A 12,101-nucleotide genomic window follows, 5' to 3' on the forward strand; every position below is an offset into this window, starting at 1 on the left:
TGTTGTTTCACAACTGAAAGGGAATTGAAAAAAAACTGAAACTTTTCTCATAAAAATTCAATCTTACTTGAAAAATGAAAGGAAAATGAAATTTTTCAAAAGGAATTCTTTGTTAAGATAAAAAGCATACATACAAAAAAGTATTGACATATCTCAAAAATGTATTTTCGAGATATAGTGGGGGAAAAGATGAGATTAGAAAAACAATTAATAAAAAAGATGTATTATGAAACATTCCTAATGGAGAATGAAACACACCCACCTCTTCAAGTACTTGGAGAAGCTTATGTAAACGAAGAAAAAAATGAGATTTCTGATGGATCTTATATTCGTTTTGCACAAGGTGAATTTTATTATCACCATCAAGATTTTGAAGCAGCTATTTTTAAATGGGAGAAAGTTAGTAATGAATTAGCGCCATGGGCACAAAAAAATATTGCGGATGCTTACTTCGAACTTAACCAATTATCAGTTGCTGAAAACGTGTATACTTCCATTACTACTGATAATAAAATACTTATGACTGAAATTGTACTGCAATTACTGTCTCTTTACATCGAGCAAAATAATTTTGATTCAGCTTTCGCTGTTATAAAAGAAGCGGTTTCTTTAAATCCCGATTATCCAAACGTCACAACAATTGCCCGTTCCTTTTATGAAGAACAGCAAGATTTTGATAGTGCAGTAGAGCTTGCTGTGAACGAGTTAATTCGAACAGAATCTTATCCGTGGTTTGAGGTTCTAAAAGAATATATCGATAAAGGATTTACTAAAAATATTTCACCAGACTATTTTTATAAAGTATTAGTTACATTAAATAATGTAGATCAAGTACAATTTACGCAAATTGTTTCATCACTTTGGCACAGCTATAAAGATGAACAAAATTACTTATTATGGCTCAACACAATAAATGAATTTTTCATACATATCGAAATACATTCGTCCGATATATGGGACGAAATTTCTTCTCTTTACGAAGAAACATACTTTGAATTAATTCAAGGTCAATATATGCTTAGACAATTACACGATATCATTCCAAACCTGTTAACAAATTGGTTAAAGGTAGTCAATCCATCTCATGCTGTATTTCCATCTGCAGCAGTATTGGCATGGGATGAGATTTTTCCTTCTAAAATAGATTCAGCGGATATAAAAGATGCAGAAGACCTACTGTCATATTCTATTAATCATGTGAATGGCTTAGAGTATAGTTTACATCTTTTTGAATCTATTACACACTGGGCACAAGAACATGATTTAGAAATGGGTAACCGATTTAGCTGGTTAGTTGGTGAGCTTGCAGATTTAAGAACAAATCGCCTATTAGTAACTGGAACTTCAGGGAACGGAAAAGCTTCATTTATTAACTCTATTTTAGGAGAAAATATATTAGAAAACTCAATCTCAAATGTAGTTGTTTTTAAAAATGACGCTTATACAGAAATTAACGCTATAACAGATTCGGAAATTACAACAACTGAGAATTTCTCTGATTTCCATAACATGATGGCAGTGCATCGTCAAACATATAGAGATAGAGCGTGTGTTGAATTTAAATTACCATGCAGGTTTTTAAGTAAAAATAAACTTACATTCGTTGTTACACCTAGCTTTAATAGGAACAATGACGCGAGAGATGAGGTGTTTGAATATTTAAACTCTGTAGATGAATTATTATTCGTATTGAATACGGATTCACCTTTTACTGACAAAGAACGTGACATTCTATTAAGTATCCAAGAACATACACCAAATCTACAAGTTCATTTCTTATTAAATAAAATCGATAACATTTACAATGAAGCAGAAGCAAAAAGAGTTATACAAGATACGCAAGTGAGAATAAATACATATTTCCCTAATGCAAGAGTTTTCCCTTATTCTTCGTTATATACAAATAGTAAACAACTAAACGATTTAACTGAGTTTATTCATTTTAACTTTAACCATAAAAATATCGATGCAGAACGTACTGAAAAGCTATTGTTTTTCATTCGAAAAACAATTACATATCTTTTGGATAAACGCGTCGAGAGGGAAAATAATCTAGTGGATTCTATTAATTGGAATGAAGATATGTTAGTTAAACTAAATGCTTGTATTAATAACCTTACTGCTTTTGAGAAGGAAAAAATTCATTTAATTACAGAAACATATCGTACAATGAAAAACGAAATTACTAATGATCTTACAGAACATATTCCGAAATTATTGCAGAGTTGTTCCGATTTAATTAGTGAAGAAAGTGATTTTGGGCACATTGATATTGAACTAAATACAGCGATGAATGAAAGGGTGCAACAATATCTAGAACAAACTGTATTACCTAATCTTGCTCGCTCGATGCAAAATTGGATTGCGACTTCTAATAACGAGCTCCTTCAAAGTCAATTGTACTTAGCAGAAACCAGTGAAGGACTTAATTCTTTATTTGGAGAAAATCGAATACAGTTAGAATGTGACTTTAAAGTAATTGATGACTGGCGAAGAGATACTGATAGAATGACAACTAGAATACAAATGGAAGAAGTAAATATTTTACGCCGATTTACGCCAGCACAATTTTTACTGAAAAGTGCCGGTAAATTATTTGGAGTTCTTCCTAAAAATAAAGCTATGCTATATAACAAATACAAACAGTATTTAGAAAATGAAGATTATACCGATGTAACGGCTTCTATTATGAAGAAATTTTTCTTGCAGTTTGAGCTATTTGAAAACACACAAGAGCGGGATATTAATATGTTCTTTAGAAATCCATTTGGCTCGTTGGAACAAGCTGTAAAAAACACTCATTTAGAAATAAAAGAAAAACAAGATAAACTGCATAAAATGAAATCAAACCCTGAAGTTTATCATGATCCTATAACGCTCTTTGAATTGAGATTACGTCAATGTGAAGTAATCTTAAATATAGGTGAGGATAATGCCTATACAGATTTAACTTTAGAAACAAGCGTAGAATAAAAGTAAAACATATCAAGTTTTTTATATGAAATTGCATCATGTGTTATAAGAGGGGAAAAGGGAGCAACCGTAATGAGTTGCTCCCTTTCTTTATATAGATTACTTTTCAGTTTCTTTAATTTTAGTTTTTACTTCTCCAGTTTTAATTTTATTACTTTCTGAGAAACGTAATAAATCGCCTTCAATAATTTTGTCAGACATTCGTAATTCATTTTGTGCACGGTTAATCATTTCTTGAGCTTCTTTTTTTGGTAAATCTACAACCTCACCTGTTTCTCGATTATAAAAAGTATGATTTGTATATGCATACTTGTCTGTAATAAAGCTACCATCACGTAAAACAACAAAACCGGTATATTCATCTGAAAACATATCATGGCCAAAACGGATATCGTTAGTAGTATCAATCCCTAATAAATTTAGAATAGTAGGTTTCATATCGATTTGTCCCGTAGGCTTTGAGATAGTTTGACCTTCTGTTTGGCCAGGGATATGAATATATAAAGGTGTGCGTTGTAAATTTAAAGTATCAAATTCTGTTATTTGATCTTTTTCTAAAAACTGTGCCATTGCGCGATTATGTTTTTCAGAAATGCCGTAATGATCACCGTATAACACAATAATAGAATCATCATACATTCCCTCGGCTTTTAAACGCTCAATAAATTTTTTAATTGATTCGTCTAAGTAACGTGCTGTTACGATGTAACGATCAAATACGCCATTACCAGAGTTGTATGGTTCAATGAATTTTGTATCTTCATCATACGTAAATGGATAATGGTTTGTTAAAGTAAGGAAACGAGCGTAAAATGGTTGATCAACAGTTTTTAATATATCTACTGATTGATCAAAGTATTCGATATCTTTTAATCCCCAATTTAAATTTGTTTCTGGCGTAATTTTGTAATCAAGTTCATTATAGTAACGATCATAACCAAGAGCGGAGTACATAATATTACGATTCCAAAATGTTGCGTTATTCGCATGGAATACAGAAGTGAAATAGCCTTGCTGACGTAAAATTTCTGGAGTCGCAGTATAATCGTTGTTACCGTGCGTGAAAAATACAGCTCCTCGATTTAATGGATACAACGATGTATCTATTAGAAATTCAGAATCTGATGTTTTTCCTTGACCAGTTTGGTGGAAAAAGTTATCAAAGTAATAGCTTTCATTTATGAATTCATTCAAGAATGGCGTAACTTCTTGACCATTGACGGATGCACCTATTAAAAAGGTTTGCAAGGATTCAAGAGTAACGACAATTACGTTTTTTCCTTTAGCTGCACCAAACATGTTAGGATTCGGCTCGCTATGGTTTGCCTTTACGTAGTTTTCAGTTTCTTGTAATTTACTACTATCTGCGAGTGCCTTTTGGGATCCAGCTTTTACTTGTAGTGTTAAATCATATACTTGATGAGTATATAGTCCTAAATTTTTAACAAGCATTACTCGGTCGAAGGATCTCGTTAATAATTCAGGGCGCTCTTTTTCTGCAAGATGTAGATTCGCAAAAAATACAGCAATCGTTAAGAGAAAATATAACAAGCGTGCAGAATGAGTTACACGTCCTGTTTTAAAGACTATCGATTTCTTCTTTAACAAAATAAAGAAGAAAATAATGTCTACGAATGCGAGTATAATTTTGTAGTTTAATATTTCTTTAATACTGCCGCCTAACTGTGTAAAGTTAGATGTTTGTCCAAGTACTGGTAACGTAACAAAATCGCTATAAAAATCATAGAACATTACATTTCCAACGAGAACTATAGTTAATAAGAAATTAATACATAGCGCTATATAATTTCTCTTTTCACCGGTTGCAAATAATGCTAATCCAACAAATGCTAATGATGCAGCTAGAGGGCTAATAAACAAAATAAGTTCTTGTGTGGAAGACTCAATTTTCAAATCAAAACTGAATCGCGTAATAAGATATGTTTTTAACCATACTGCTAAAGCAATTATTAAAACAAAGCTTATATTTTGCATTTGTAAATTTATTTTATTCTTCATTTTTACACCTTCTTTATAGAGTTTATTTAACTAAGGTTATATATTATGTTTTTATAACTATTAGAGTGTGGTGAACCATTTAGATTATATTTTTCTAAAGGTAATAATTTGAAGTATTCATATACATACAATGGAGAATTTTAAAGCGAAGTAACATACATCTAATTTTTTTTGAAACAGAGCAGAAAAAATCATAGTCGTAGTAAAAAATACTTATAGACATCCTAACATATTAAACACTACGGCGATGTTACAAAATATCGAACAAATGAAAGTGAAAATGAATAGATGATTTTTAAACTATTGACATTCAATCAGTTTAAATTTTCAGAAAAGTCAACTTGAAGAAAACGGTTATATTAATTAGTAGAAAACTACATTCTATATAGAATGTAGTTTTTCATGTGTTTTCAATATATCCCGTAAAATCCTGATTCTTTGTGGCTTAATCATCAGCGGGGGAGGGATAATAATTTCGTTAAAGCTATTATTAGATAAATAAAGTGTTGGTGAAACTTAAAACATTTGACTGGCATCTTAATTAAAAAGTTTAAATACCTGATAAATATTTTCCAACATACAGACCACTTGCAGCTGCTTGAGATAATGAGTGAGTGACGCCTGAACAATCTCCAATTAAAAATAGCCCATTCATACTTGTTTCAAAGTGGTTATTGATTTTTATTGTAGGAGCATAGAACTTTCCATCAATTCCATATAATAAAGTATCTTTATCGATAGGTTCTTGGATAAATTGTTCTAAACGTAATAAAAATTTTTTGAGTCCTTCAATATATAATTGAGGAATTTCTTCATTCAAATCTCCATAATCTCCGTGTAGTGTAGGCTGTATACGATTATGTTTCATGTTGTTCTCCGCTGTAGGTTGTTTCTTTATTAAGTCCTCTAAACGCTGTATAACAATCCGATCTCGTCCCTGGTTAATGCTTTTAATAATTGAACTTGCGTATACATTGGCTTCTTTGAGAGTTGGAAAATAGAGTGGGATAAATAAAGTGAAATTTAAGTTAGAAGTGCCAGTTCCTTGCTCTCGAAAATTTTGACCGTCAGGCATAACTAAACCTTCTTCGTACTTTCGAATAATGCGTCCTTTTGGATTCATACAGTAAGTAGTAGCCGTGAAATGTTCATGCTGATAAGAAAGTTTCGTCTCAAATGTATCTTTTAATATAGAACGTAATTGATGTTCTTTCATCTCTACCCTAATACCTAAATCTATACGGGTTTGTTCCTGTGCAATTTCAAGGGAAGAGCACATTTCTTTTAACCAATCAGCCCCGGAACGTCCTGTTGCAAATACGAGTTGCTTAGATTGAACTATCCCTTGATTTGTAGCTATTCTAAAATGATCTTTCTGCCTTATGATATGCTCTACATCTATATGAAATCGGATATTTATTTTCGTAAGTAAAAATTCGTAGAGCTGCTGAAAAATGTTACTTGAAAGTGTAGTGCCAAGATGCCTTACTTCTGTTGTGAGCATTTGTAAACCACACGCTTCAGCTCTCTTAGTGAGATTTAGATTTTCTGTAGAATATTTTGAAACGGAACTTCCACCAAACTGACATAGAATTTCATCTACTTCGGCCATGAGTTGTATAAAAGCTTTTTTACCTACTTTTTGCTCAAGTTCCCCACCAAATCCATTTGTATAATTAAATTTCCCTTCGGATTTTCCTAAACCACCAAATCCGAAATATTTATCACATGTAGTACAATTACACACTTTTCCTTGGTCTAAAGGACAATGGCGATCTTTTAGCGCTTTACCTTTATCAAGAATTAAAATCTTTTTGTTACTTTGGGCTAATGAATAAGCCATAAAGATGCTACTTACTCCAGCTCCGATAATTGTAACATCATACATATTCTTTCACCTGCTAACGAATAGTTTGTTTTTTATTTTCTTAGTGTATAACACTTTTATGAAGTTAAGAAATAGCTTTTATTAATAAAGAGGGAGTTTTTGAACTTGATGCTTTTTTAATTTCTCCGAGTGGTGGAGTAAATACAAATGTTTTTATTTGAAAGAAGAAATAGTTTTAAATGATCACTATGTCATATGATTAATAAAATCTTACATATAAAAAACAGACCTTTTAAGTGAAGAGGTCTGCTAATCATTTGAAATAGTTGTTAAGTGCATAAATTTGAAGAGAATTATAGTTTTATTTAGCGAAGACGTGGTTACCGATTACCGCTACTGTTTGACGTGTCGTAATCCATTTGTTTGTTGAAGTTTTTGGATTGTAAAAATAAAGCCAATCAGAATGTATTCCATTTGTAGAGATAGCCTCTTCTACTGCCATTTTTGCTTCTGCGCTTGCAGGCTGATTAATTCTACCATCGGTAACAGGAGTAAATGCATATCCGCGTTTAATAGGTTCATAAATAACACCTGTTATTGTATTTGGAAAACCATTTGCATTTACACGATTCAAGATAACTTTCGCCACCGCTACTTTTCCTTTATATGATTCGCCACCTGCCTCAGCAGTAACTAAGCGTGCCATTAAGTCTTTTTCTTTTTCTGAAATACTTGAATTGATTTTTAAATGTTGTCCTGTATAAAGCTTGTTTCCGACTGTATTGTTAATTTGTTTTATAGATTGAACGGTAACATTGTAACGCTTTGCTATAATTTCTAATGAATCTCCCGGCTGTACTTGATAAATAATTTGTCCAGAGATGTTCTTAGGTTTGTCGTTTTGATGAACAGTGACCTCATTTGATTTCATGGATCCTGGAATATGTAACTGTTCACCAATAAAAGTTTGATCTTTTCCTTTATTATTTGCTTGTTTAATAGATTGTATTGAAACTCCATATTGTTTACTGATACCCCAAAGTGTATCATTCTTTTTTACTGTATGAATGGTGGAAGCCTCAGCTACACCTTGATTACATACGAATGTAATTGCTGCCGCAGATAAAGGAATTATATGTTTTATTTTTAATAATTTCATTGTAAATCCTCCCAATAAAAAATTAAGTTTTAACTGTTGAGTAATGTAGTTCAGAGTATATAAGGTATGTATTTACATTTTAATATAATTATATTAGCACGTATGGAATAAATAATCATTATAAGTTTTTTATTTATATCATGTAGGACCCAAATATGAAATATTGCATATGAAAGCCCATTGAAGTCCGAGTTGTTGATTACTATAATTTATCTAGTGAAAAGGGATATTAAATTTTTTTAATGCATTGAGATGAGAATATGTGGATGTTTTTAAATTTTACTTATATGCAATATTCCATATTTATGAAATGTTATTTATTAAGTAGCTTATGTTATATTCAATAAGTGTGATATAAAACGGAAAGAGAGAGGAATAAAAATGAGCAATAAGAAGTTTATTTTGAAATTATTCATATGTAGTACTATACTTAGCACATTTGTATTTGCTTTCAATGATAAGCAAGCAGTTGCTGCTAGCGCTGGTAATGGGCTTGAAAACTGGTCAAAATGGATGCAACCTATACCCGATAACGTACCGTTAGCACGAATTTCAATTCCAGGAACACATGATAGTGGAACGTTCAAGTTGCAAAATCCGATAAAGCAAGTATGGGGAATGACGCAAGAATATAATTTTCGTTACCAAATGGATCACGGAGCTAGAATTTTTGATATTAGAGGGCGTTTAACAGATGATAATACGATAGTTCTTCATCATGGGCCATTATATCTTTATGTAACATTGCATGAATTTATAAATGAAGCGAAACAATTTTTAAAAGATAATCCAAGTGAAACGATTATTATGTCTTTAAAAAAAGAGTATGAGGATATGAAAGGGGCAGAAGATTCATTTAGTAGTACGTTTGAAAAAAATTATTTTCTTGATCCTATCTTTTTAAAAACAGAAGGGAATATAAGACTTGGAGATGCTCGAGGGAAAATTGTGCTACTCAAAAGATACAGTGGTAGTAATGAATCTGGAGGATATAATAATTTTTATTGGGCAGATAATGACACGTTTACGACAACTGTAAATCAAAATGTAAATGTAACAGTACAAGATAAATATAAAGTGAGTTATGATGAGAAAGTAACATCTATTAAAGATACTATAAATGAAACGATTAACAACAGTGAAGAGTGTAATCATCTATATATTAATTTTACAAGCTTGTCTTCTGGTGGTACAGCATGGAATAGTCCATATTATTATGCGTCCTACATAAATCCTGAAATTGCAAGCTATATGAAGCAAAAGAATCCTACGAGAGTGGGCTGGGTAATTCAAGATTATATAAATGAAAAATGGTCCCCAATACTTTATCAAGAAGTTATAAGAGCGAATAAGTCACTTGTAAAAGAGTAAAGATTGTCATAGTAAGAAGCGATGAAATACGTCGCTTCTTTTTTGTTTTCTAAAAATTAACATCAAATATAGTTTTACATATCGTATGTTCATGATAGAAAAAAATCGAAACTTAAGCTATAATTACTACATATAAAATTTGTACCTATAAATTTTATATGTAGTAATGAATTTGATTTGTTGTAATGAAACGGAGGTATATATTATGAAGTTTCCACATGATTTTTTATTCGGAGCTGCTTCAGCTTCTTATCAAGTAGAAGGTGCATGGAATGAGGATGGAAAAGGTGTTACGAATTGGGATGAGTTTTCAAAAATTCCTGGCAAAACATACGATGGAACAAATGGTGATGTAGCGGTTGATCATTATCATCGATATAAGGAAGATGTTCGTTTAATGGCTGAGATGGGATTGGAATCGTATCGTTTTTCGATTTCTTGGGCGAGAATATTGCCGACTGGAGATGGAGAGGTAAATGAAAAAGGAATTGAATTTTATAATAATTTAATTGATGAATGTTTAAAGTACGGGATTGTACCGTTTGCCACTTTATATCATTGGGATCTACCATTACCGTTAGAAAAAGATGGTGGGTGGACGAATAAACGAACAGCAGAGGCTTTTGTAAAGTATGCAGAAATTTGCTTTAAGGCATTTGGTGATAGAGTGAAACATTGGATTACTTTTAATGAAACAGTGATGTTTTGTGGATTAGGCTATTTAAAAGGTGCACATCCACCAGGAATACAAAATGATGTTCCAAAGTATTTTCAAGCGACTCATTATGTATTTTATGCGCATGCGAAAACAGTTGCGGTGTACAAGCAGCTGAAACAGTATGGGGAGATAGGGATTACACATGTTTTCTTACCTGCTTATAGTGTGGATGATCAAAAAGAAAATATACTAGCAGCAAATCATGCGAATGAATATGAAACGTATTGGTACTACGATCCAGTTTTAAAAGGTGAGTATCCGTCTTATGTTGTACAACAATTAAAGGAAAATGGGTGGACTCCTAATTGGACGGTTGAAGAATTAGAAATCATTAAACAAAATGCCGAAAAAAATGATTTTATCGGCTTGAATTATTATCAGCCAATACGAGTAGAAAGATATGATATGGATATAAAGAGCGAGGAGCATTCTCGAGAAAACTCAACACTTGCTCCAGGTAATCCTTCTTTTGATGGTTTTTATCGAACAGTAAAAATGGATGATAAAACATATACCAAATGGGGTTGGGAAATATCTCCCGAAGGTTTCTTAGATGGATTGCATATGTTGAAAGCGCGTTACGGTGACATAAAGATGTATGTAACGGAAAATGGACTTGGTGATGAAGATCCAATCATTGACGGAGAAATTGTAGATGTTCCGCGAATTAAATTTATTGAAGAGCATTTAAAAGTAATGAAGTGTGCAATTCAAGAGGGAATTAATTTAAAAGGTTATTATGCATGGTCAGTTATTGATTTGTTAAGTTGGTTAAATGGATATAAAAAGCAATATGGCTTTATTTTTGTCGATCATAATGATAACTTAAAACGTAAGAAGAAACTTTCGTTTCATTGGTATAAACATGTGATCGAAACGAGAGGAGAAGAGTTATAACAGATAAAAGAGTATTTTAGGAGAAAGTGTATGAGTGCAAAGTATAAACAAATTGCAGATGTGTTAGAGCAAAACATTCGAGATGGGCTTTTTAATGAAACGAAAAAATTACCTACAGAAGAAGCGTTGATGAATCGATTTGAAGTAAGCCGTAATACGATACGTAAAGTAATTAGTCAACTTGTGAATAGAGGTTATATTTTTCAAGTGCAAGGTAGTGGTATGTTTTTACGTGAAACTTCTGTAACAGATTACATTAATTTAGGAAGTTTACGTGGATTAACGAAAAATCTCGTTTCACAAAATATTGAAACGAAAGTGCTAGAGATTGAAGTAATAGAGGCAAATGAAGAGATAGTAGAACGGATGCAATGTGAGATTGGAACTAGACTATATTTTTTGAAGCGTTTAAGAATTGTAGACGGTAAACCATTCTCTATTGAAGTAAGTTATTTCAAAAAAGATATCATTCCTTATTTGAATGAAGAAATAGCATTAAGTTCTGTATACAGTTATTTCATTGAGGATTTACGATTAAATATTGGCTTTGCCGATAAAGTTATTAGTTGTGAAAAAATAAATAAAGAAAATGCAAAGCTTTTAGAACTAAATGTAGGTGATCCAGCGCTTCTTATTGAAAATACAGTTTATCTTGTAAATGGAACAATTTTCGAGCTATCTCAATCAATGTTTCATTATGAAAAGACCAAACTTTTAAATCGAATTAATTTTAATTGAAAATGAATATAAGTAGCCTTGTAAAAAAGCAACTGGTCCTAAGTGAGCAGTTGCTTTTTATTTTTAAAGTGGATGAGCAAAAAAACACAAAAGTGGTTGGTCCGTTTTTTACAAACTTCTATTATGATAAGAGAAGAAAGGTAGTATTTTATTCATGCTTTAAAATAGACTGGCCTTAGAGAGGTGGAAGACAATGAGTTTTGCGATTTCACTAGTTGTTATTATTGTAGTTGTATCACTGTTTGGGACCGTACTAGTCGCACGAAATGTAGAGGAGAATTACGGTAAGTCTACAAAGAGGAATGTGAAAAACTTATCCGCTATCTATGTCATTCTTCTTTTAGTGCTTCTTGTAGGAGTTACTTGGTATGCGGTCGTTATTTTATAAAGTTTGTATA

The 12,101-nt window shown here is 31.8% G+C and carries 8 protein-coding genes; 5 read left to right on the plus strand and 3 right to left on the minus strand.

Translation table 11 applies throughout. The features are described from left to right. Window positions 1–189 precede the first annotated feature (189 nt). Window positions 190–2,973 (plus strand): dynamin family protein, encoded by a 2,784-nt coding sequence (locus AC0IXC_RS13030; protein WP_002142837.1) that lies wholly within the window; start codon window positions 190–192, stop codon window positions 2,971–2,973. Between the two features lie 99 nt (window positions 2,974–3,072). On the opposite strand, the gene AC0IXC_RS13035 is transcribed toward AC0IXC_RS13030, so the two are convergent. The 3 genes from AC0IXC_RS13035 to AC0IXC_RS13045 form a co-directional block, all read right to left on the minus strand. Beyond that, on the minus strand, window positions 3,073–4,992 hold the full coding sequence (locus tag AC0IXC_RS13035; protein WP_113710417.1) for an LTA synthase family protein: 1,920 nt from the start codon (window positions 4,990–4,992) through the stop codon (window positions 3,073–3,075). Window positions 4,993–5,542: 550 nt separating this feature from the next. Further along, a complete protein-coding gene (locus AC0IXC_RS13040; protein ID WP_215590104.1) occupies window positions 5,543–6,880 on the minus strand; it encodes an NAD(P)/FAD-dependent oxidoreductase in 1,338 nt (445 codons plus the stop codon). Between the two features lie 301 nt (window positions 6,881–7,181). After that, window positions 7,182–7,979 carry a cell wall hydrolase gene (locus AC0IXC_RS13045; RefSeq protein WP_002088026.1) on the minus strand — a complete coding sequence of 266 codons (798 nt, stop codon included), beginning with the start codon at window positions 7,977–7,979 and terminating at the stop codon, window positions 7,182–7,184. Between the two features lie 381 nt (window positions 7,980–8,360). Here AC0IXC_RS13045 and AC0IXC_RS13050 point away from each other — a divergent pair, with 381 nt between their 5' ends. From AC0IXC_RS13050 to AC0IXC_RS13065, 4 genes are all read left to right on the plus strand, one after another. Then, window positions 8,361–9,350 carry a phosphatidylinositol-specific phospholipase C gene (locus AC0IXC_RS13050; protein WP_113769738.1) on the plus strand — a complete coding sequence of 330 codons (990 nt, stop codon included), beginning with the start codon at window positions 8,361–8,363 and terminating at the stop codon, window positions 9,348–9,350. Window positions 9,351–9,555: 205 nt separating this feature from the next. Further along, window positions 9,556–10,965, plus strand: a complete 1,410-nt coding sequence (locus AC0IXC_RS13055) for a glycoside hydrolase family 1 protein (protein ID WP_002142831.1) — start codon at window positions 9,556–9,558, stop codon at window positions 10,963–10,965. Window positions 10,966–10,995: 30 nt separating this feature from the next. Further along, the gene (locus tag AC0IXC_RS13060; protein ID WP_113769736.1) at window positions 10,996–11,703 is read left to right on the plus strand and encodes a GntR family transcriptional regulator; all 708 of its coding nucleotides are present in this window, start codon (window positions 10,996–10,998) and stop codon (window positions 11,701–11,703) included. Window positions 11,704–11,896: 193 nt separating this feature from the next. Beyond that, the gene (locus AC0IXC_RS13065; protein ID WP_002033711.1) at window positions 11,897–12,091 is read left to right on the plus strand and encodes a hypothetical protein; all 195 of its coding nucleotides are present in this window, start codon (window positions 11,897–11,899) and stop codon (window positions 12,089–12,091) included. Window positions 12,092–12,101: the final 10 nt, after the last annotated feature.

It is taken from the genome of Bacillus sp. AC266 (assembly GCF_979253805.1).

What these genes read in the sequence shown, in the direction of transcription:
- AC0IXC_RS13030 (WP_002142837.1), top strand. Translation starts at nt 190, where the DNA reads ATGAGATTAGAAAAACAATTAATAAAAAAGATGTATTATGAAACATTC.
- AC0IXC_RS13035 (WP_113710417.1), bottom strand. Translation starts at nt 4,992, where the DNA reads ATGAAGAATAAAATAAATTTACAAATGCAAAATATAAGCTTTGTTTTA.
- AC0IXC_RS13040 (WP_215590104.1), bottom strand. Translation starts at nt 6,880, where the DNA reads ATGTATGATGTTACAATTATCGGAGCTGGAGTAAGTAGCATCTTTATG.
- AC0IXC_RS13045 (WP_002088026.1), bottom strand. Translation starts at nt 7,979, where the DNA reads ATGAAATTATTAAAAATAAAACATATAATTCCTTTATCTGCGGCAGCA.
- AC0IXC_RS13050 (WP_113769738.1), top strand. Translation starts at nt 8,361, where the DNA reads ATGAGCAATAAGAAGTTTATTTTGAAATTATTCATATGTAGTACTATA.
- AC0IXC_RS13055 (WP_002142831.1), top strand. Translation starts at nt 9,556, where the DNA reads ATGAAGTTTCCACATGATTTTTTATTCGGAGCTGCTTCAGCTTCTTAT.
- AC0IXC_RS13060 (WP_113769736.1), top strand. Translation starts at nt 10,996, where the DNA reads ATGAGTGCAAAGTATAAACAAATTGCAGATGTGTTAGAGCAAAACATT.
- AC0IXC_RS13065 (WP_002033711.1), top strand. Translation starts at nt 11,897, where the DNA reads ATGAGTTTTGCGATTTCACTAGTTGTTATTATTGTAGTTGTATCACTG.